Source organism: Aeromonas bestiarum, from assembly GCF_000819745.1.
Classification (GTDB): Bacteria; Pseudomonadota; Gammaproteobacteria; order Enterobacterales; family Aeromonadaceae; genus Aeromonas; species Aeromonas bestiarum.
On the sequence record NZ_CDDA01000006.1, the window covers coordinates 104,908 to 126,519 of the forward strand.

Sequence of the window (21,612 nt, forward strand, 5' to 3'; positions counted from 1 at the left end):
CGCCCACACCGGGGAGATCCACACAAGATGGCCCTCATAACTGCTTGATCCGGCAGACAGGAAGGCGCGTAACAGCTTAACAGGGAAAGAAAGAGGTGATGGAGAAGGGCATCACACTCACCGCAAACAGGAGCCGAGCATGAACGAGGGCATAGTGGTGATAGGAGCCGGGGGCGCTATAGGTCAGGCGCTGGTGGCCCACTGGCTGGCGACAGGGGCCGGTTCCGTCATGGCGGTCAGCAGGCAGCCGGCCCCAGTCGGGTGTGAGGATCCCCACCTGCATTGGCTGGCTTGTGATTACAGCGATCAGCAGATGGTTGACGTGGTGGCTCGTATCGCCACTCTGGCCCCGAGACTGTATCGGCTGGTGATCTGCAACGGCATCCTGCATCAGGGGGCGATCAAGCCGGAAAAGCGGCTGGAAGCGCTTGATGTCGAAGCCATGACCCGTCTCTACCAGACCAATGCCTTGCTGCCGCTGCGCTGGATCAACCAGCTGCTCCCGCTGCTTGGCGCCTCGCCCTGCACCCTGGCGGTGCTCAGTGCACGGGTCGGCAGCATAGGCGACAATCGGGCGGGGGGTTGGTATGGCTATCGCGCCTCCAAGGCGGCGCTCAACATGTTGCTCAAGTGCGCCGCCATCGAGCTCGCCCGGCGTGCCCCGGGCGTCAAGCTGGTGGCGTTTCATCCGGGCACTGTGGATACCCAGCTCTCGCGCCCGTTTCACGCCAATGTGCCGGCCGGCAGCTTGCAGACGCCAGGTCAGGTAGCTCGCCATCTGGTGGGTCTGATGGATCGGCTGACGCCGGATGGCGAACTCAGCTATCTCGACTGGCGAGGCGAGTCTATCGAGTGGTAGGGGTATCCAGCAGGCGAGCCAGCAGGGCGCGCAGCGCCTTGATGATGGCCGGCTTGCCCGCCAGTTGCAGCCGATTGGCCAGATGCCCCCAGTCCGCATATTGCCAGATGGTGGCGATCAGCAGCTGACGCTCGGCGGGGGTCAGGGCGCCCAGTCGTGGCAGATTGCCGGCCAGCCAGCGCTGCAGGCTGGCTTGGCACAGCTCGAACGGCTTGTGGTGGTGAGCGAAGCACACTAGCTCATCGCGCTCAAACTCATCCTGCGTCGGCAGGGCAGGGCTCCCCTCCAGAGATTGCCACACCAGTTCGGGTTCCAGCCCTTTCAACTCGCCTGCCAGCAGGGTTGGCAGCTGGCACGCGAAGCGCTGGTGCCACCGGGCCAGCTCTGCTTCCCACTCGGGATTCAGCGCCTTGAGCAGCAGGGCGGCATGGCTGCCGCTGGCGGCATCCCGTTGCAGGCCGATGCGCAGCACCCGCAGCCCGGCCCTGCGCCAGAAGGGCAGCAGATCGGCGCTGGCCGAGAAGGCCGAGCCCAGATAGTCGAGCCCTTCCTCCCGGTAGTAGTCCTCCAGCTGGCCGAGCAGTCGCGAGCCGAGCCCATGGCGATGCAGCGCCGGGTGGATGGCGATGCGCATCACCCGGGCGTAGCTGCGCGCCCCTGCTGTCTTGAAACCGGCGTGGGCCAGCAGGGACTGGGGCAGCAGATGGCCGCGCGGGCGTCGTCGGCCCGCCCAGATCTGCTCGGCCAGCTCGGGAGCTATGTTGCCCTCCCGTGCCACCAGCGCCACCCCGAGCAGGCTCTGCTCCTGCTCCAGCAGGTGGATGTCGAGATCCGGGCTCTCCAGCAAAGACCTGAGATCGCTCGGCGTGGTCTGGTAGTGCGCCAGCACCAGCAGGCCGAACAGCTGATTGAGCAGTCCCTCATCGTTCACCAGCGCATCCTGCCCGATCAGCCGCCAGCCAGGGCTGGTCGGTGGCAGGGGCGGATCCACCTCGGCATTGAGGCCAAGCAGCCGGAATACCAGCGGCTCCAGCGGATCGCCAAGGCTCCAGCGGATCGGCTCGGCCAGGTGGATCTCCTGCCAATCCGGCGTCTGACGGTCCAGCACTCGCTTGAAACGCAGGTGAAAACCGCGCCCTGTGCCCTCGTAGCCGTGCTCCGTGGTGGCGAAGACGATACGGCTGTGGCGGGCCAGCATGGCCTCCAGCAGTGGCGTGGGGATGGCGGCGGCTTCGTCCACCAGCAACAGATCGGGTTGCAGGGCTTCCTGTACCAGTCGGGCCGGTGAGCAGAACTCGAGGCCAGCCAGCCGTTCCACCTCTGTACCCAGCGACTGTGCCGCGTGGGCAAACAGGGTGGCAACTGTGGCCTGGGAGGGGGCCGTCACCACTATCTTGAGGTCGGGTTGCTGGCGCAGCAGCTCGGCGGCGGCGAGGCCCAGCAGGCTGCTCTTGCCGCGTCCCCGATCGGCACTCAGCACCAGGGGGCGGCGACGATGGCCGTGCAACACCCTGTGAATGGCGGGCAGGGCGCGGGCCTGATCATGGCTCAGCCGCCGCTGCTCACCGATCGGCTGCCAGGGCTCTGTGCTGGTGGGCGGGAGCAGGGAGAGCGCAGGATCCCCCGCCAGCAGGTGCACCAGTCGGGCGATGAAACCGTGGCCGGCCCGGTTCGCCTCTTCTGGCTGGGCTACCAGCCGCACCCTGTCCGGATCCGGATATTCGGGCCATTGCGCTCCGGGGGGCGTCAGCAGCAGCAGCAGGCCGCCCGCCCGCAGTGTGCCCGCCAGCGCGCCGAAGGCGTCGGGATGAAAGCCGCTGAAAGCGTTGAAGACAAGGGTGTCGCACTCCTGACCGAGCCGTTGCAGCGCCTTGGCGGCGGGAACGGGCCCATGGCAGGCCGGACCTTCTCCTAGCCAATAGATGACGCCGCCCAGCAGTGCTTCGGCACGGGCGATGCAATCGGCCTCGTCCCCTTCCAGCCAGACCAGACGCCGTTCACCTGTCTGGGTCAGGGCCTGGCGCAGGGCTTTCACCTCGGCAGGGCTCATGAGGCTGAACTGTCGCCCGCTTTGACGCGGGGTTCAAACATGCGATCCCCCATCTGGTCGATGAAGGTGTGCGCCTTCTGCACCATGAAACGCTCCGCATCGGCCGGATTGGCGAACAGATCGGAGCGGATGAAGATGTGGGTCTGCAGCGCGCCATCCATCTCTTTGGTGATGCGACCCGCCAACCGGTACTGGCCCCCTTCCGCCATGGGCTCGGGGTAGATGAGATAACCGGCGTACTCGGTGGGAGTCACCTCAACGACAGGGGCTGGCTTGCTTGCGAACAGGGCTGTGAACAGTTTCTTGAGCATGATGTTTTCCTCTGTGACGGGACATTGTCACCAAGGGGTTGATGGCTGGCAAGCAGGGGATCTTATTACTAATTGTTATTTGCACTACGAACCATTCTCATTTAGATTTCATGGCATTCCAGCACGAGGTAAACACTATGTACGTCTGTTTGTGCCGCGGCATCACAGATACCCAGATCCGCAAGGCGGTACAGGCAGGCAAGACCGAGTTCCGTCAGCTCAAGCAGTCGCTGGAGGTGGGGGCCCAGTGTGGAAAGTGTGTGCGCATGACCATGGAGATCATCGCCGCCGAACTCGACAAGGCCGAGCTGGAACAGGCCCCGCTCTACTACGAGGTGGCCTGACCCGGACCGATCTTTTTCTGACTCGACCCGCCAACAGGGTCACCCTTCCTCTCAGGCGAGCTGGCTCGCCAGACCTCTTGTTGTCACTTTTCTGGACTAAGCTCTAACGATCGAGGCCTCAGGCACGAACCAAGGAGCACTGTCGATGAAAGGAGATCCCAAGATCATTGCCCACCTCAACAAGGTGCTGGCCAATGAGCTGATTGCCATCAACCAATACTTCCTGCACGCCCGCATCTACGATGACTGGGGCCTCAAGGCGCTCGGGCACAAGGAATATCACGAGTCCATCGATGAGATGAAACACGCCGACGAACTGGTCAAGCGGGTGCTGTTTCTGGAGGGTCTGCCCAACTTGCAGGATCTGGGCAAGCTGCGCATCGGTGAAACGGTGGAGGAGATGCTGCGCTGCGATCTGTCGCTGGAGATGGATGCCATCCCGGACCTGAAAGTAGCCATCGCCTACGCAGAGTCGGTGCAGGACTACATCAGCCGCGACCTGTTCCAGGACATTCTGGAAGATGAAGAGGAGCACGTGGACTGGCTGGAGACCCAGCTTGATCTCATCGATCGCATCGGGTTGGAGAACTACCAGCAGTCCCAGTTGCATCACGGCTCATCCTGAATAGTTATGGCATGAAAAGCCGATTCAAAAACCCGCTCAGGCGGGTTTTTTCATGTCCGGTTGCATAGCTTTTCATCGCCGTCATCTGTATGAAAAACAAGCTTATTTTTGTTAATCAGGTCGCAAAAATGCGGGCGGGAGAGATGCACTATTGGAGCCCCTTATCGGGGGCACACAATAACAACAGGTTAAAGGACTACACCATGCACTTCTTGCCCAACAAGCTGGCGCTTGCCTGCGCCATCGCGCTCTCCCTCGCTGCCTGCAACGACAACAGCTCCAACGCGCCGGCGGATCCCGCCGCGACCAAAGCCTCCCTGATGCAAACCATGGACGAGGCCCTGCGCGAGAGTCAGGCGCTGGACCCTTACGGTTTTGCCATCGATGCGTCCAGCATTGCCAAACGCAAGTCGCTCGACAGTGCGCTGCTCAGCCGGCTGGATGCGCTGGACCCGAGCGTGCTGAGCGAGCGGGACCGGTTGTTCTACGACATGATCCGCTGGGATCTGCAGATCAATCTGGCGGGCTACGAGCTGCCCCAGTCCCAGATCCCGATCCACCACTTCCGCAACCGGGTGGTGGATCTGGCCGATGACGTGGGGATGGCTCCCGCCAGTGGCAAGGCCGCCTGCACCGTCAGCAGCGGCTTCGATTACTTCGAGCAGAGCTCGGCCGAGCGGGTCGCGCCTGGGGATGCCGCTTGGCGGCGGGATCTCGACCGCCCGGTCAAGGCCCCGGCGCTGGCCACTCAGGCCAGGGCAACGACGGCCCCGCTGGCCTGGTATCAGGAACACCTTGTCTGGCTCAAGGCCTATGACGGCTACCTGGCCGAGGTGAAGCACCAGTTCGAGCTGGGCAGCGCCCAGGGCAACACCTTGCCGGACGAGCTGGTGGACCGGCTGCTGGCCCAGCTCAACAGCAAGCTGGATGGCGAGGCGATCGCCGGTGCCTACCTCGGCTGGCAGCAGTTGCCGGGAGAGGCCGACGAGGCGCTGCGCAGCGAGTACAAGGGGGTGCTGGACAGCATCAACGGCCGCTATTTGGCACTGCGGGACTATCTGGATTACCAGCATGGCGGCGCCTATGCGGTGCGCCTTGGCAGTGGCGAGTGTGACGACGGCTTCTGCGGCATGACCAATGGTCGCGACTGGTATCGCTGGCTGCTTAAGAAGCACACCACCACCAATATGACGCCGGAGCAGGTGCATGAGCTGGGGCTGAGCGAGGTGGAGCGGATATTCGGTGCCATGGTCAAGGTGTGCCATACCGTCGGCAAGTGCGACAGCGATGAGGTGGCACAGAGCAAGCAGAGCGGCCAGATCTATGACTTCTTCCGCTATCTGAACGAGCCGGCCTTCTTCTACCAGAATCCGCTGGCTGTCTGGTCCGCCAATCTCAACCCGGGCAATGCGGCCGGCGCGGCCCTGAGCGAGCCGCAGCAGCAGGCGCTGGCCGAGCATGAGCGGGCGTTGCGGGAGTACAACGGCTTCAAGAGCAAGGCGGCGCTGGTGTTGCCGGACTTCTTCGATGCCGAGCGCACCATTCCCAAGCTGGATTACGAGGTGGTGCCCGTCTCCTATGACGAGGCGCCTTATGGCGGGGTCGCCTGGTATCAGGACGGCAACCCGCAGACCGGCCGTAAAGGGCAGTTCGTCCTCAACACCTACTATCCCTATGGCCTGCAGAGCTGGAACATCAGCACCCTGCTGGCCCATGAGGCGGCGCCGGGCCACCACTTCCAGATCACCATAGCCCAGGAGCTGGCGGCCAAGGATCCCGACTTCCCGCAGTACGTGGCGAATGCTTCCTATACCGCCTATGCGGAGGGCTGGGCGCTCTACACCGAATACCTGGCGGATCACGACATGGGGCTCTATCAGGGGCGCGGCCTCTATGATCCCGCCGTGGGGGATGTGAAGGTCGAGGGCTCGTCCGCCTTCAACAACCAGCTGCAGTACTTTGGCCGCCTCAACGAGGAGATGCTCAGGGCCATGCGGCTGGTGGTGGATACCGGCATTCACTGGTACGGCTGGAGCCACGACAGGGCCGTCGGCTACATGAAGGAGAACTCGGCACTGGGGGCGGGGGACATCAGCTCCGAGGTGCCGCGCTACATGGCCTATACCGGTCAGGCAACCTCCTACAAGGCGGGCCAGCTGGTGCTGATCCGGATGCGCGAATCCGCCGAGCAGGCCCTTGGCGGCCGCTTTGACCTCAAGGCGTTCCACCACCATGTGCTGGAATACGGCATGTTGCCCATCTCGGTGCTGGAGCAGAAGAACCAGCAGTGGATTGAACAGTCGAAGTGATCACAGTTACGGCGCCCGGCAAGGCAGCGGGCGCCGCTTTCGATTAGGATACGGCTCTCTTCCCATCACAATGCTACGGATGAATTCCATGGAACTGATTGCACGTGAGATGGCGCCCCACAAGCGGGTGGCGCTGGTGGCTCACGACAACATGAAGACCCCTCTGCTGAACTGGGTGATGCGCCGCAAGGAGGAGCTCAAGCTCCACCATCTCTACGCGACCGGCACCACAGGCACCATGCTCGGCAAGAAGGCGCAACTGCCCATCACCTGCCTCTTCTCCGGCCCCATGGGGGGCGACCAGCAGCTCGGTGCCCTGATTGCCGAAGGCAAGATAGACGTGCTGATCTTCTTCTGGGATCCCCTCAATGCGGTGCCCCACGATCCGGACGTGAAGGCGCTGCTGCGCCTGGCGGCCGTGTGGAACATACCGGTTGCCACCAACGAGGCCACCGCGGACTTCATCATGGACAGCCCTCACATGCAGCAGGCGTTCAGCGTGCAGATCCCGGATTATGCTGGTTATTTGAAGGCCAGAACCGAATAAGGGCAGATCCGCCAATCTGCGCCGGTTATTTGAAAGCCAGAACCGAATAACGGCAGATCCGCCAATCTGCGCCGGCTATTTGAAGGCCAGAACCGAATAACGGCAGATCCGCCAGTCTGTACCGGTTGTCTCAAGGACAGAACCGAATAAAAACAGCCAGATAGCAAAGAGCCGGACACAGTCCGGCTTTTTTATTTGAAGGATGGTAGCAAGTTAGCGCTGGAAGCCCTTCTGGGCGAACTTGGGTCTGGCGCTCATGATCTGCTCCACCTGCTCGTCGCTCATCTTGCCACGGGAGAGGCCCAGCACCTTGTAGGTGAGCAGCGGCCGCGCGGGCAGCGCTATCATCAGCGCCCGGATCTGGTTCTCGTCCTCTTTCTCCCGCACCGGCTTGCCGTAGGCGTAGGTAAGTACGCCGGCGTCCATCAGGTTTTTGACGGCAGGCTCGGTGATCGGCAAGTTTATGACGCTTTTGCGTTGCAGCACGAACTCGCGCAGCACCGCCTTCTCGTTGAAATCGAGGAAGGCGATCATCTGGGCCAGCTGATCCTGCTGGCGGCGGGATTGCCATTCGTCACAGGCCCACTCCCAGGCGATCAGGAAGCCCTGGCTGCAGAAGTAGGAGATGGCGATCAGCATGCCGACCCCGAGCCAGGCGGCGTGGGTCGTGGCCCACTGGCTGACGGCTCCCTTCATCAGGCCGGCCGGAAACAGCAATATGATGCTGCAGCAGAGTAGCAACCAGACCATGAGCCAGTTGAGGCGGTTCAGTTGATAGAAATGTTGGATCCACCGTTTCATCGTTCATCCTTCCCAAACTATTGTGGACAGTAGACAACTCATAGCAATCGTTGTGCCAAGCCGTGGATGCCGGGGGAAAGAGTGGGGATCCGGACGGAGAAACCGGGGGCGTTGACCGAGGGGGCGTTACATTCTCTTACAACTTATTGAGTGGATGATCATTAATTTGCCTTGTGAGGCGGCGGTCAACTTGGTAAAAAGCCCGCACTGTCATTGGGGAGTAGCAACCCGCCCGTGATCCGGGCAGGGCTCATGTCAACATTCTTGGATCTGTCGATCCATGGCATGAGCGGCGATAGCATCTATCGCTCTGCAAGACCTTTGGCCTCGATATGCAAGCCAGCCGGGCGAGCCGTATCGGGTCCATCGGTTGTTCTGCTCGCCTGGCGGTTGCCTATTATGTTGATCACCCTGCTGTTATTTCTGCTCTCTGCCGTCACCATCTATCTGGCCTGCGAATATTTCGTCAACGGTATCGAATGGACCGGCCATCACTTCAAGTTCTCCCAGAGTGCCACCGGCTCCCTGCTGGCGGCCCTCGGCACTGCCCTGCCCGAATGCATAGTTACCCTGACCGCGCTGCTGATGGGGGATGCCCCCGCCCAGCAACAGATTGGGATAGGCGCCGCCCTCGGTGGCCCGCTGGTGCTCTCCACCATAGGCTATGCCGCCGTCGGCGTGACCCTGCTGCTGTGCATGAGCCGTGAGCACAGGGTCATAGATGGCGAGGTGCAGCGCGAGATAGGCCGGGATCAGGCCTGGTTTGTCGGTATCTTCCTGGTGGCGGTGGCCCTCGGCATGGTGGCCTTTACCGGCAAAACCTGGCTGGCCCCGCTGTTCGTGCTGGTTTATCTGGTCTATGTGCGGCGCGAGCTGAAACAGACTGACAGCCACGAGGTCGAGTTGCCAGAGCCCCTCAAGCTGGATCCCAAGGCCGAGATCCCGGCGCTCGGCAAGGTGCTGCTGCAGACTCTGGTGGCATTGGTGGTGGTCGCGCTGGCGGCGCAGCTGTTCGTTCATCAGCTGGAGAGCATGGGCGAGCTGTTCGGCCTCTCTCCCGTGCTGGCGGCCCTGCTGCTGAGCCCGGTGGCGACAGAGATGCCGGAGCTGATGAACGTGCTGATCTGGGTGCGTCAGGGCAAGAACCGGCTGGCGCTGGCCAACATCTCCGGTGCCATGATGATCCAGGGCACCATACCCAAGGCATTCTGCCTGCTGTTCACCCCCTGGTTGCTCGACAGCACCATGATGGTCTCCTCGCTGGTGACCCTGCTGGCGGTGGTACTGCTGTGGTGGGGCTTCAGCCGTGGGCGGATGACGGCGGGCAGGCTGGCCTGCGTGGGGCTGGTGTACCTGGGTTTCTGCGGCTGGCTGATGGTGAGCTGACGGCGCGCGCTATGTGAAGATGACGCCATGAGCAAGGGCAGGATCCGATCCTGCCCTTTTTTCATGGATTTAGGTTAGCGGGTTGAACCCCGGGATCAGAACTGCTGGAACCAGCGCTGGATCTGGGCCGGATCCTTGCTCTGGGTCAGGGAGAGCATCAGCAGGATGCGCGCCTTCTGCGGGTTCAGGGTGCCGGCGGCCACGAAGCCGTACTTGGCGTCGTCGATCTCGGCATCCAGGGTGGTGGCGCCGGTCGGCACGCGGGCGGAGCGCACCACCCGGATGCCGTCCTTGCTTGCCTTGGCCAGGGTGTCGAACAGTGTGTGGTAGAGGTTGCCGTTACCCACCCCGGCGCTGACGATGCCGTCAAACTTGGCATCCACCATGGCCTTGGCCGGCAGATCGGTGGCGTTGGCATAGTTGTAGACGATGCCCACTTGCGGCAGCTTGTCGAGCTTGCTCACGTCGAACGGCGTCTTGCTGGTGTGCAGGCGGGCCGGGCTGCGCTGGTAGTCGATCTTGCCGTTGTGGATGTAACCCAGCGGGCCGAAGTTCGGGGCGGCAAAGGTCTGCACCCCTGTGGTGTTGGTCTTGGTGACGTCGCGGGCATCCAGCACGGTATCGTTCATGGCGACCATGACGCCACGGCCCTTGGAGCTGGGGTCGGAGGCGGTAACCACGGCGTTGTAGAGGTTGAGCGGGCCATCGGCACTCATGGCGGTGGAGGGGCGCATGGCGCCGACCAGCACCACGGGCTTGTCGCTCTTGACGGTCAGGTTGAGGAAGTAGGCGGTCTCTTCCATGGTGTCGGTGCCGTGGGTGATGACGATGCCGTCCACGTCATCCTTGGCCAGCAGCTCGTTGACCCGCTTGGCCAGCTTGAGCCACACCTCGTCGTTCATGTCCTGGGAGCCGATCTTGACCACCTGCTCCCCCTGCACGTCGGCCACGTTCTTCATCTCGGGTACGGCGGCGATCAGGGTCTCGATAGCCACCTTGCCTGCTTCATAGTTGGATTGGGTGGCGGACTGTCCCGCACCGGCTATGGTGCCACCTGTCGCCAGGATATGAACCTGCGGCAGGGCCATGGCCAGGGGGGAGAGGGTCAGGCCAACGACGGCGGCGAGCAGTGTCTTGCGGATAGGGAGAGTCATGCTGCAAATCCTTCTGAGTGATAAAAATTGCAGCAAGTTTGCGCTTTCTGTTGAGGGGGTCTGTGATGACTCTCACCAAAAAACAGCTGGATACAGAACCTTAACCTGTTTTATACCTCTATAGAGATAATTTAACTTGCCGAGAAGCCCTTGGCTTCAATCAGGGCGATCAGCTCCGCCTTGCTCAGTTCGCTCTCGATGACGGCCTTGCTGCTGGCAAAATCCACCTGGGCCTGGGTTACTGCACTCTGGGCCAGCAGGGCTTTTTGCAGGCTGGCGGCGCAGCCACCACAGGACATGCCGGACACAGTGAGTTCGATGGTCATGGGATATCTCCTCTGTTGATGTGTTGTCAGCCTAAAGCTGCCGCCCGCGGCAAGGTCAAGGGGGTGATGAGGGGATGAGAGGCGGCAGGTTTTCTGCTGGCTATCCCATCAACCCGAGGTAGTTCATCAGGGCGGCGCCCAGACTGGTGCTGACCAGAGAACCCAGCGTGGTGGTGGCTATGAGAGTGTGGACGGCCAGCACGCTCCCCACTAGCCCATCAACCCCAGGTAGTTCATCAGGGCGGCACCCAGGCTGGTACTGATCAATGAGCCCAGCGTGGTGGTGGCTATGATGTTGGCGGCCAGCACGCTGTCGCCGCCCATGGCGCGGGTCATCACATAGCTGGCGGCGGCCGTGGGGGTGGAGCTGATGAGAAACAGTATGCCGAGGGCCTGCGGGCTGAAGCCGAGCGCCCAGGCCCCCGTTACCAGCAGCACAGGGATAAAGAACAGCCGGTTGGCGGTGGCCCAGCCGGTCAGCATGGCTCCGCCGCGCAGGGCCTTGAGGTTGAGGCTGGCGCCGGTGCAGAGCAGGGCCAGCGGCAGCGTCATGTTGGCGAAATAGTTGCCCGTTGTGATCACCAGCTGGGGCAGCTCGATACCGAGCAGGCCGAACGGCAGGGCGGACAGGATGGCGATGATCAGCGGGTTTTTGGCGATCCCCTTGAGGATCGGCTTGATCCCCTTGCTGCCTCCCAGACTGCGGGTCAGGGTGATCACGGCGAGTATGTTGTAGAGCACGGTCACCGAGCCCACCAGCAGGGCGGCAGCACCTATCCCCTCGGCGCCATAGGCGTTTTGCACGTAGGCCAGCCCCATGATCCCCATGTTGCCGCGAAAGCTGCCCTGCACGAAGATGCCGCGCTGATGCCGCTCCGGGATGAAGCGGGCCGCCAGCAGCTCGAGTACCAGGAAGCCGGCCAAGGTGCCCAGCAGGCCGTAGACGATGAGCCAGGGGCTCGGCATGGTGGAAAAATCGGTGCGCACCATGCTGAGGAACAAGAGGGCCGGCAGTGTGACCTGAAACACCAGGCGGGAGGCGGCTTCGACGAAGCTGTCGGGCAGCAGGCCCAGTTGCTTGAGCCAGATGCCGAGCAGCAGCACCACGCAGATGGGGCCCGTGATGGAGAGGGAGAAGTGCAGACTGGCCAGCAGACTCATAATGGATGTCCTGTGCGATAGACGGGGCCCGTGACGGAGAGGGATAGAAGCAGACTGACCAACAGACCCATGATGCGCGTCCTGTGCGATGGCGAGCGGCACGACGTTCGCCGGGGCAAAAAAGGCATTCTAACGCCATGGGCTTGTATTCACAGGGCTTAATCACAACAATGTGGGCAATTCCACCGCCGAGCCTCCTGTGAGCCAATTCATGGACAAGAAACTGACCATCCTCGATATCGCCCGCCTCTCGGGCGTCGGCAAGTCGACCGTCTCCCGGGTGCTCAATCAGGATCCCAAGGTGAAACAGGCGACCCGCGAGCGGGTGGAGCAGGTCATCGCCGAGCACGGCTTCGTGCCGAGCAAGTCGGCGCGGGCCATGCGCAGCCAGAGCCAGCAGGTGGTGGGGATCATAGTCTCCCGGCTCGACTCCAGTTCCGAGAATCAGGCGGTGCGGGGCATGCTGGAGACCCTCTATCAGCGTGGCTATGACGCTGTGCTGATGGAGAGCAAGTTCTCCCCCGCCAAGGTGCAGGAGCATCTGGCGGTGCTGGAGCGGCGCGGGGTGGATGGCATCATCCTGTTTGCCTTCAACGATCTGGACTACGACGCCATGGTGCCGCTGAAAGAGAAGCTGGTGCTGGTGGCCCGGGACCATCCCGGCTTCTCCTCTGTCTGCTTCGACGATGCCGGGGCTGTGCGCACCATGCTGGCCGAGCTGGCGACCCGCGGAGTAGGCGACATTGCCTATCTGGGGGTGGATACCTCGGATCTCACCACGGGTCAGCGCCGGCTTGATGCCTATCTCGGCTACTGCGCCGAACAGGGATTGACGGCGCGCAGTGCCCTCGGCGATCTCAGCCTGCAGAGCGGCTACCGGCTGGCGGCCGAGTTGCTCACCCCCGCCACCCAGGCGCTGGTCTGCGCCAGTGACACCCTCGCCATAGGTGCTGCAAAATACCTTCAGGAACAAGGGCGTAGCGAGGTGCTGGTAACAGGCCTTGGCAACAACCCCATGCTCAGTTTCCTCTTTCCCAACGCCCTCAGCCTGGATCTTGGCTACAAGGGGGCGGGGGAGCAGGCGGCCCGCCAGCTGCTCGGCCAGATCGAGCAGGATCACCGCCCGCTGGCGACCATAGCCCCCAGCCACACACTGTGAGCCCCATCACTTAGCCCTGCACAAAAAACGCGCTTTTTGTGATGTTGACCACGAAATGGGAACGTTCCCATTTCGATCCGTTCAAATTGGCTGCATGCTAAATGGGAACGATACCAAAAACGCTCAGACCAGCAGACTGGTTCAAAAGGGCGATGCAGACCAATATCAATGGAGTCACAGAGGGAAGACTCATGTCCAAGATCAACGCACAACACCTGGCCACGCTCATCGACAAGATCGGTGGCAAGGAGAACATCGCCACCGTCAGCCACTGCCTGACCCGGCTGCGCTTCGTCCTCAACGATCCGGCCAAGGCCGACAGCAAGGCCATCGAAACCATACCTGCGGTGAAGGGGAGCTTCACCCAGGGTGGTCAGTTCCAGGTGGTCATCGGCAACGAGGTGGAGCAGTGGTACAAGGCGCTGACCGAAGAGATCGGCGTCAGCGGCGGCAGCAAGGAGGCCGCCAAGCAGGCGGCGCGCCAGAACATGAACCCGCTGGAGCGGGGCATCTCCCATCTGGCGGAGATCTTCGTGCCGCTGCTGCCCGCCATCATCACCGGCGGTCTGATCCTGGGCTTTCGCAATGTCATCGGCGACATCAAGATGTTCGACGATGGCACTCATTCTCTCACCGAGATCAGCCAGTTCTGGGCGCAGGTGCATGCCTTCCTCTGGCTGCTGGGCGAGGCGATCTTCCACTTCCTGCCGGTGGGCGTTTGCTGGTCTGCGGTCAAGAAGATGGGCGGCTCCGAGATCCTGGGCATCGTGCTCGGTATCACCCTGGTCTCCCCGCAACTGATGAACGCCTACGGCATCGGTCAGCAGACCCCCGAGGTGTGGGATTTCGGCCTGTTCGTGATCCAGAAGGTGGGTTATCAGGCGCAGGTCATTCCGGCCCTGCTGGCGGGGGTATTCCTGGCCTGGGTGGAGACCAACCTCAAGCGCATCATTCCGGCCTATCTCTATCTGGTGATTGTGCCCTTCGTCTCGCTGCTGTTGGCGGTGATAGTGGCCCACGCCTTTATCGGCCCGTTCGGTCGCTGGATTGGTGAAGGCGTCGGCTTCGCCGCCAAGGCGGCCATGACCGGTTCCTTCGCTCCCATAGGCGCTGCCCTGTTCGGCTTCTTCTATGCGCCCCTGGTCATCACGGGTATCCACCACACCACCAACGCTGTGGATCTGCAGTTGATGCAGAGCATGGGCGGCACCCCGATCTGGCCGCTGATCGCACTCTCCAACATCGCCCAGGCTTCTGCGGTCGTCGGCATCATTCTGATTAGCCGCAAGGAGAACGAGCGGGAGATTTCCGTGCCTGCCGCCATCTCCGCCTACCTGGGCGTGACCGAACCGGCCATGTACGGCATCAACCTCAAATACAAGTTCCCCATGCTGTGCGCCATGGTGGGTTCCAGCCTGGCGGCGCTCATCTGTGGCTTCGCCGGTGTGATGGCCAACGGCATAGGGGTGGGTGGCTTGCCGGGCATCCTCTCCATCCAGCCCCAGTATTGGGCCGTCTACTCAGTCGCCATGCTGGTGGCCATAGTGGTGCCGGTGGTGCTGACTCTGCTGGTCTACAAGCGCCAGCAAGCGGCGGGCAAGCTGGCCCAGGCCAGCACCTGACTCAACGCATCAGGGCGACTCGCGGGTCGCCCTCTCCATTTCATATTCGAAACAAGAGAAAGACCCATGAGCCAAACACCCTGGTGGCAGAGCGCCGTGATTTACCAGATCTATCCCAAGAGCTTTCAGGATTCCGCTGCCCGTGGCACCGGCGATCTCAAGGGGATCATGGCCCGCCTCGACTATCTCAAGACCCTGGGGGTCGATGCCCTCTGGCTGACTCCGGTTTACGTCTCCCCGCAGGTAGACAACGGCTACGACATCGCCGACTACCTGGCCATCGATCCCGCCTACGGCACCATGGCCGATTTCGAAGCGTTGCTGGCTGCCGCCCACGCGCGCGACATCCGCATCGTGATGGATATAGTGGTGAATCACACCTCCACCGAGCACGCCTGGTTCAAGTCGGCGCTGGGGGATAAAAACAGCCCCTACCGCGACTACTACATCTGGCGCGATCCGGTTGATGGCAGCGTGCCCAACAACTGGCAGTCCAAATTCGGTGGCAGCGCCTGGGAGCTGGATCCCGCCACCGGCCAGTACTATCTGCACCTGTTTGCCCGCGAGCAGGCGGATCTCAACTGGGAAAACCCGGCGGTGCGTGCCGAGGTCAAAAACATCATTCACTTCTGGGCGCAGAAGGGGGTGGACGGTTTCCGCCTCGACGTCATCAACCTCATCTCCAAGGATCAGGCCTTCCCGAACGACGAGATTGGCGATGGCCGCCGCTTCTACACCGACGGGCCGCGTATCCATGAATTCCTGCAAGACGTTAGTCGCGATGTCTTTGCCCCCGTGGGTGCCATGACTGTGGGGGAGATGTCATCGACCAGTCTGGAACATTGCCAGCGCTACGGCGCGCTGGATGGTTCCGAGCTCTCCATGGTGTTCAACTTCCACCATCTGAAGGTGGATTACCCCAACGGCGACAAGTGGACCAAGGCGCCGTTCGATTTCCTAGAGCTCAAGCGCATCTTCAACCACTGGCAGAGCGGCATGCACGGCAAGGGCTGGTCGGCGCTGTTCTGGTGCAACCACGATCAGCCGCGCATCGTCTCCCGCTTCGGCGACGAGGGCGAACATCGCGTGGTCGCCGCCAAGATGCTGGCCAGTACGCTGCACGGGTTGCAGGGCACTCCCTACATCTATCAGGGGGAGGAGATCGGCATGACCAACCCCGGCTATCAGTGCATCGACGACTATCAGGATGTGGAGAGCCGCAACATCTTCGCCATCAAGCAGGCTGAAGGCATGGCGGAGGCCGAGATCCTCGCCATTCTCGGCGCCAAGTCCCGCGACAACTCCCGCACGCCCATGCAGTGGAGCGCCGCCCCCAACGCTGGTTTCACCAGCGGGACGCCCTGGCTCAAGCCTGCCACCAACTACCCCGAGATCAATGCCGAGTCCGCGCTGGCCGACCAGAACTCGGTGTTCTGGCACTACCGTGATTTGATTGCCCTTCGCAAGAGCTACCCCATCTTCACGCAGGGAGATTATCGGGAGCTGCTGGCGGGTCATCAGCGGATCTGGGCCTATACCCGCAGTGCCAACGGCCAAACCCTGCTGGTGGTGAGCAACTTCTACGGCGAGCCGGCCACCTTCGCCCTGCCGGAGGAGCTGGCCACCGGCAAGGGGCGCCTGCTGCTGGGCAACTACCCCGATAGCCCGGCCCGGCCGCAGTCCTGTATGCTGCGCCCTTATGAATCCCTGATCTGGCTGGTGGAATAGACGATGACACAGGCAACGCCCATGGCGGCAACAGAGGTTCGGCAAGCCGTACCTGGCCCCGAGTGGCAGAAGATGGTGGCGGGTCAGCCCTATGATGCAGGTGACCCTGAGCTGAAAGCGGCGCGCGAGCGCTGCCGCCGGCTCTATCACACCTTCAATACCAGCTGGCAGGAGAAACCGGCGCGGGATGCCCTGCTCCATGAACTGCTGGGCGGCCGTGGCAAAGCGTGCGCCATCAACTCGCCGTTCTTTTGCGACTATGGTGCCAACATCTTCGTGGGGGAGAACTTCTACGCCAACGTGGGCTGCACCATCCTCGATGTGTGCGAGGTGCACATCGGCGACAATGTGCTGCTGGCGCCCGGGGTGCAGATCTACACCGCTGCCCACCCGGTGGCGGTAGTGCCGCGGGTGGCCGGAGTCGAGTTCGGCAAGCCGGTGCGCATCGGTAACAACGTCTGGATCGGTGGCAGCTCCGTCATCTGCCCGGGCGTCACCATAGGGGACAACAGCGTCATCGGTGCGGGCGCTGTGGTCACCAGGGATATTCCGGCCAACGTGGTTGCCGTCGGCAACCCCTGCAAGGTGCTGCGGCCCATGACTGCAGAGGAGCTGACGGGCTGCTAGTGCTTCTGCCAGCGCGTACTTTCCGACACCAAGGGCAGGCTCTCCTGCCCTTTTTCTTGGCCGTCGTTCGCTGAACTCGGGATGTACATCCACTTCAGATTTTTTGAACATCTAGGCCAGTTTATCTCGCTAACAAAGGTCGGCAGAGGTGTTTAATATTCACTCAACGCTTAGGCAGGAACGCCAAGCGGCCAAATAACAGGTCGTTCCAGGCTGTGACACCATCAAACAGGGTGTCGGATGTCGGTGAAAGAACAACATACTATTTGAATAACCTCTTGCACGGATGCATTGATTCAGGCCGACACGGCCTTGGCAATGACATAAAAACCAAGAGAGTGAATGAACATGAAAAACGTAATCAAGATGCTGGCCGTTGCAGGCCTGATGACCGCCGGTTTTGCTCAGGCTTCCGTCCCCGCTGACTTCAATGCCGCGCCGGGCGTGCTGTTTGTAAACTGGCATACGACCGCCGCCGTGGATGGCAAGGCCAACCCCATGCTGGAAGTGCGTGACGAGTCTGGCGATGTCGTGGCCTCAGTCCACGCCAATCTGGCGGGTACCCAGCAGGTTCGCATTCCAAGCCGTGCTCAGGGCAACCTGACCGTCAGCCTGGGTGAGCAGAGCAGCGACTACCGCATCCCGTTTGGTATCGGCAGCGGTAAACAGCGCTAATTGTCGTTATCCACCCGGTGGCTGATCAGCAAGGTCATTGGAGTGAGGCAATGTCTGGGTTGTTTGAGGTTGCTCGTACTTTTGTCGCAGTCAATGCCGAGCGAGTGATGCAATTCAGCCCAATAACAAAGGCGCCATAAAGGCGCCCTTGTCATTTCTGGTGATGGCTGACCATAGAGCGGATGCTGCTGTGGCCAGGGTGCTATTGCGTAAAGACGGGGCCAAAACCTGAACCCCACAGAATGGCCGTGGTTGCCAGCACGCAGACCAGCAGCACCAATCCGACCGTTACCACAGAGCTGGCATAGATGAACCCTTGTTCCTTGGGGATGTGCATCAGTATTGGCACGCCGACGTAGAGCAGGTAGATGGAATAACTCAGCCCTATCAGGCCAATGATCATGACAAACCAGAGGTGCGGGAAAAAGGCCGAGAAGCCAACCATAAACAGGGGGGTAGAGGTATAGGCCGCCAGTTCGAGCGCCGTCGTATAGCTGGGATCAGAGCCAAAGGTGTGCCCCATCCAGTGTGCTAGATAGGCCAGTGCAAACACGCCAGCGATGAGCGCGATATACATGGCTACCGATAGCATGAATGCACTCTCTGCGGTCAGGGTAATGGGATCACCCACACCGATACTCCAGCCGATGTGAACGGCGGAGTAGTAGGCACAGACCGAGGGGATAAGGGCCACGACAAGAATATGGGTCAGACTGTTTCTGAAGCTGTCGTGACCTTCGTCTATGGTATGCCATTCGGTGTGAGGATGGGCATACAATCCCCATAAGTGATTTAATATCATAGCGTTATTCCTTCTCTACTTGAGTTTGTGGAGCGTCGTATCCCGTTTTTCTCCTCTGTATCAGGTTGGCATCACCGGGTGAGCCATTCATATGCAGCCGCCACTGACAGTTTTAAATAAAGCTGTCCCAGCCCCCCTACGTCAAGGTTCCCACCTCCAATCCCTGCTGTTGATGTTTATTGCCATCCTGTGAGCCATGAATTGATACAAACTGCTCTGATGAGTCCAGGATCATCGACATCATGGTGGCTTTTTCAAAATATGGACTAATACTTGTTTGTGAGAGTGATTTTAATAAATTCATTATTTTCATATGGTTAGATGATTTACTTGGCGAGGCTTGCGGTCCTTTCCAGCGTGCACAGGGAGTGCAAAGTGGGAAAAAATGCGATCAGGCATGGCGTGTGGATGGTGTGCCTTGCTGGCAAGAGCGTTTTTGCCAGCGAGATAACATTCAACATGACGCGGGGGGCGACGGCTATCAGCCAGCAGGTCTATGACCTGCATATGACCATCTTCTATATCTGCTGCCTGATCGGTCTGCTCGTCTTTGGCGCCATGCTCTGGTCCATTATCCATCATCGAAAATCACGTGGCGCCCAAGCCGCCCAGTTTCATGAGAGCACCCGGATTGAATTGTTGTGGACTGCCATTCCTGTGCTGATCCTGGTGGCGATGGCCACGCCGGCCACATCGACGCTATTGAAGATGGAAGATACTTCCAAAGCCGATCTGACAGTGCTCATCACGGGATCTCAATGGAAATGGCACTACAAATACCTGGAGCATCCGGTGGCGTTTTACTCCTTGCTGGCGACCAGCAAGAAGCAGATTTCCGGCGATCAGCCCAAGAGTGACACCTATTTACTGGAGGTCGATCAGCCGTTGGTGCTGCCTGTGGGCAAGAAAATTCGCTTCTTGATGACATCGGATGATGTCATTCACTCCTGGTGGGTGCCCGCCTTCGCGGTAAAGAAAGATGCCAATCCCGGCTACATCAATGAATCCTGGACCAGGATAGACAGACCCGGCACCTATCGGGGGCAGTGTGCCGAGCTATGCGGCAAGGATCATGGCTTCATGCCCATAGTGGTGGTCGCCAAAACCGCCGAGGAGTTTGAGGGCTGGATTGCCAGAACGGCGGAAGCCCAGGCCGCTGCCAAGGCTCAGCAGCAGGAGCAGGCCAGTACGATCATGACCCTGCCGCAGGCCATGGCGTTGGGAGAGAAAATCTTTTTGGGTCATTGCTCGGCCTGCCATCAGCCAGGAGGAACCGGATTACCCGGGATCTTCCCCGCGTTGAAGGGCAGCAAGATCACTACCTTGGCGGAAAATCGTGCCCAGCACCTGAACCTGGTCCTGCATGGCAAGAGCGGGACCGCCATGCAGGCATTCGGCAAGCAGCTCACGGTTCAGGAACTTGCCGCCGTGGTGACTTATGAGCGCAATGCCTGGGGCAACAACACGGGCGATGTCATTCAGGCTGCGGATGTGCAGTCCATTCTGAAAAATGACAAATAAGGAGTCGGCATGAGCGATGGCATCATCGAGACCCTGCACGCAGGCCACTCCCATGGACCGGCAGCAGGACTGAGGCGCTGGTTATATACCACTAACCATAAAGATATTGGCACCCTCTATCTGCTCTTCGCCCTGACCATGTTTTTTACCGGTGGCACCATGGCCATGGTGATCCGGGCCGAACTGTTTCAGCCCGGGTTACAGCTGGTCGAGCCCCTGTTCTTCAACCAGATGACCACAGTGCATGGTCTGGTCATGGTCTTTGGCGCCGTGATGCCGGCGTTCACCGGCCTGGCCAACTGGTTGATCCCCATGATGATTGGGGCCCCTGACATGGCCCTGCCCAGGATGAACAACTGGAGTTTCTGGATCCTGCCATTTGCCTTTCTGATCCTGTTGTCGAGCCTGTTCATGGATGGTGGTGGCCCGAGCTCGGGTTGGACCTTCTATGCCCCCTTGTCGACCAAATACAGCGGCAACAGTACGGCGTTGTTTGTCTTTGCAATCCATATCATGGGCATCTCATCCATCATGGGGGCCATCAATGTCATCGTCACCATCTTCAATTTACGGGCACCAGGAATGACCTGGATGAAGATGCCGTTATTTGTATGGACCTGGTTGATCACGGCCTTTCTGTTGATTGCTGTGATGCCGGTATTGGCAGCGGCCGTCACCATGGTATTGACGGACAAGTATTTTGGTACCAGCTTCTTCGATGCCGCAGGAGGGGGCGATCCTGTGATGTTCCAGCATATATTCTGGTTCTTTGGTCACCCTGAGGTGTACATCATGATACTGCCCGCCTTTGGCATAGTATCCAGCATCATTCCCACTTTCTCTCGCAAGAAACTCTTTGGCTATCGCTCCATGGTTTATGCCACCAGCAGCATAGCGATATTGTCTTTTCTGGTCTGGGCTCATCACATGTTTACGACGGGGCTGCCCGTGGCCGCCGAGCTCTTCTTCATGTACGCCACCATGTTGATCGCGGTGCCGACCGGTGTGAAGGTATTTAACTGGGTGGCGACCATGTGGCGAGGTTCTTTGACGTTCGAGACCCCCATGCTGTTTGCCATCGCCTTTATTACCCTGTTTACCATAGGCGGTTTCTCGGGGTTGATGCTGGCCATTATTCCGGCCGATTTCCAATATCACGATACCTATTTTGTCGTGGCCCATTTTCATTACGTATTGGTTACTGGGGCGGTATTTTCCATTATCGCTGCGGCCTATTACTGGCTGCCAAAATGGACCGGCCATATGTATGACGAGCGACTTGGACAACGGCATTTCTGGTGCTCACTTATTTCGGTCAATGTGCTGTTCTTTCCGATGCATTTCGTCGGCCTGGCGGGCATGCCTCGCCGGATACCCGACTATGCACTGCAATTCGCAGACTTTAATGCGCTGATCAGCGTTGGTGGTTTTGCTTTCGGGTTGTCACAGCTGTTGTTCGTCTGGGGTGTCATCAAATGCATCCGTGGCGGCGATAAGGCAACGGCACAGGTGTGGGAAGGTGCGGAGGGGTTGGAATGGACCTTGCCCTCTCCGCCCCCTTATCACAGTTTCCAGTCACCACCAGATATCAAGTAGGAGGCGCAT

20 protein-coding genes and 1 riboswitch are annotated in these 21,612 nt (G+C 60.4%); of the genes, 13 read left to right on the top strand and 7 right to left on the bottom strand.

All coding sequences use genetic code 11. From position 1 onward, the window contains the following. Positions 1–139 precede the first annotated feature (139 nt). Complete coding sequence (locus BN1118_RS02205) at positions 140–859, top strand: SDR family NAD(P)-dependent oxidoreductase (protein WP_043554379.1); 720 nt, start codon at positions 140–142, stop codon at positions 857–859. On the opposite strand, the gene BN1118_RS02210 is transcribed toward BN1118_RS02205, so the two are convergent. Further along, positions 846–2,909, bottom strand: a complete 2,064-nt coding sequence (locus tag BN1118_RS02210) for a tRNA(Met) cytidine acetyltransferase TmcA (RefSeq protein ID WP_043554380.1) — start codon at positions 2,907–2,909, stop codon at positions 846–848. The genes BN1118_RS02205 and BN1118_RS02210 overlap by 14 nt on opposite strands. Further along, positions 2,906–3,220 (bottom strand): HlyU family transcriptional regulator, encoded by a 315-nt coding sequence (locus tag BN1118_RS02215; RefSeq protein WP_043554382.1) that lies wholly within the window; start codon positions 3,218–3,220, stop codon positions 2,906–2,908. The genes BN1118_RS02210 and BN1118_RS02215 overlap by 4 nt, the downstream gene beginning before the upstream one ends. A gap of 137 nt (positions 3,221–3,357) precedes the next feature. Between BN1118_RS02215 and BN1118_RS02220 the strand changes: the two genes are divergently transcribed. From BN1118_RS02220 to BN1118_RS02235, 4 genes are all read left to right on the top strand, one after another. Continuing rightward, positions 3,358–3,564: a bacterioferritin-associated ferredoxin gene (locus tag BN1118_RS02220; RefSeq protein ID WP_042868081.1), complete on the top strand. Its 207-nt coding sequence runs from the start codon at positions 3,358–3,360 to the stop codon at positions 3,562–3,564. A 145-nt stretch (positions 3,565–3,709) separates the two neighbouring features. Continuing rightward, a complete protein-coding gene (gene bfr, locus BN1118_RS02225) occupies positions 3,710–4,189 on the top strand; it encodes a bacterioferritin (RefSeq protein ID WP_005314068.1) in 480 nt (159 codons plus the stop codon). A gap of 203 nt (positions 4,190–4,392) precedes the next feature. Then, entirely contained in the window at positions 4,393–6,498 is a 2,106-nt protein-coding gene (locus BN1118_RS02230) for a DUF885 domain-containing protein (RefSeq protein ID WP_043554383.1), read from the top strand. An 88-nt stretch (positions 6,499–6,586) separates the two neighbouring features. Beyond that, positions 6,587–7,045 carry a methylglyoxal synthase gene (locus tag BN1118_RS02235; RefSeq protein WP_043554384.1) on the top strand — a complete coding sequence of 153 codons (459 nt, stop codon included), beginning with the start codon at positions 6,587–6,589 and terminating at the stop codon, positions 7,043–7,045. A 213-nt stretch (positions 7,046–7,258) separates the two neighbouring features. Here the strand turns inward: BN1118_RS02235 and BN1118_RS02240 are convergent, their stop codons facing one another. After that, positions 7,259–7,846 (bottom strand): superinfection exclusion B family protein, encoded by a 588-nt coding sequence (locus BN1118_RS02240; protein ID WP_042868087.1) that lies wholly within the window; start codon positions 7,844–7,846, stop codon positions 7,259–7,261. 203 nt (positions 7,847–8,049) lie between these two features. Beyond that, a riboswitch (yybP-ykoY riboswitch) is annotated at positions 8,050–8,157 on the top strand. Between the two features lie 88 nt (positions 8,158–8,245). Here BN1118_RS02240 and BN1118_RS02245 point away from each other — a divergent pair. Then, positions 8,246–9,232, top strand: a complete 987-nt coding sequence (locus BN1118_RS02245) for a sodium:calcium antiporter (protein ID WP_043554385.1) — start codon at positions 8,246–8,248, stop codon at positions 9,230–9,232. Positions 9,233–9,327: 95 nt separating this feature from the next. Here the strand turns inward: BN1118_RS02245 and ansB are convergent, their stop codons facing one another. The 3 genes from ansB to BN1118_RS02260 all read right to left on the bottom strand — a co-directional run bounded on the left by ansB (position 9,328) and on the right by BN1118_RS02260 (position 11,873). Further along, a complete protein-coding gene (gene ansB, locus BN1118_RS02250) occupies positions 9,328–10,386 on the bottom strand; it encodes an L-asparaginase 2 (RefSeq protein WP_043137257.1) in 1,059 nt (352 codons plus the stop codon). A gap of 131 nt (positions 10,387–10,517) precedes the next feature. After that, positions 10,518–10,712 carry a heavy-metal-associated domain-containing protein gene (locus BN1118_RS02255; protein WP_043137256.1) on the bottom strand — a complete coding sequence of 65 codons (195 nt, stop codon included), beginning with the start codon at positions 10,710–10,712 and terminating at the stop codon, positions 10,518–10,520. Between the two features lie 210 nt (positions 10,713–10,922). Continuing rightward, on the bottom strand, positions 10,923–11,873 hold the full coding sequence (locus BN1118_RS02260; RefSeq protein ID WP_043554386.1) for an AEC family transporter: 951 nt from the start codon (positions 11,871–11,873) through the stop codon (positions 10,923–10,925). Between the two features lie 211 nt (positions 11,874–12,084). Between BN1118_RS02260 and treR the strand changes: the two genes are divergently transcribed. The 5 genes from treR (at position 12,085) to BN1118_RS02285 (ending at position 17,684) form a co-directional block, all read left to right on the top strand. Then, positions 12,085–13,032, top strand: coding sequence for a trehalose operon repressor TreR (gene treR, locus BN1118_RS02265; RefSeq protein ID WP_043554544.1), 948 nt, complete (start codon positions 12,085–12,087; stop codon positions 13,030–13,032). 191 nt (positions 13,033–13,223) lie between these two features. Beyond that, positions 13,224–14,654, top strand: a complete 1,431-nt coding sequence (gene treB / locus BN1118_RS02270) for a PTS trehalose transporter subunit IIBC (protein WP_043554387.1) — start codon at positions 13,224–13,226, stop codon at positions 14,652–14,654. 66 nt (positions 14,655–14,720) lie between these two features. After that, positions 14,721–16,382, top strand: coding sequence for an alpha,alpha-phosphotrehalase (treC, locus tag BN1118_RS02275; RefSeq protein WP_043554389.1), 1,662 nt, complete (start codon positions 14,721–14,723; stop codon positions 16,380–16,382). 3 nt (positions 16,383–16,385) lie between these two features. Further along, positions 16,386–17,009 carry a sugar O-acetyltransferase gene (locus tag BN1118_RS02280; protein WP_378040791.1) on the top strand — a complete coding sequence of 208 codons (624 nt, stop codon included), beginning with the start codon at positions 16,386–16,388 and terminating at the stop codon, positions 17,007–17,009. A 342-nt stretch (positions 17,010–17,351) separates the two neighbouring features. After that, positions 17,352–17,684, top strand: coding sequence for a hypothetical protein (locus BN1118_RS02285; protein WP_043554391.1), 333 nt, complete (start codon positions 17,352–17,354; stop codon positions 17,682–17,684). Positions 17,685–17,886: 202 nt separating this feature from the next. Here BN1118_RS02285 and BN1118_RS02290 read toward each other — a convergent pair whose 3' ends face one another. Beyond that, a complete protein-coding gene (locus BN1118_RS02290) occupies positions 17,887–18,486 on the bottom strand; it encodes a Yip1 family protein (protein WP_043137242.1) in 600 nt (199 codons plus the stop codon). A 375-nt stretch (positions 18,487–18,861) separates the two neighbouring features. Between BN1118_RS02290 and coxB the strand changes: the two genes are divergently transcribed. Together coxB and ctaD are read left to right on the top strand one after the other, a co-directional pair. Then, positions 18,862–20,007: a cytochrome c oxidase subunit II gene (coxB, locus tag BN1118_RS02295; protein ID WP_339373201.1), complete on the top strand. Its 1,146-nt coding sequence runs from the start codon at positions 18,862–18,864 to the stop codon at positions 20,005–20,007. Positions 20,008–20,016: 9 nt separating this feature from the next. Beyond that, entirely contained in the window at positions 20,017–21,603 is a 1,587-nt protein-coding gene (gene ctaD / locus BN1118_RS02300) for a cytochrome c oxidase subunit I (protein WP_052449146.1), read from the top strand. Positions 21,604–21,612: the final 9 nt, after the last annotated feature.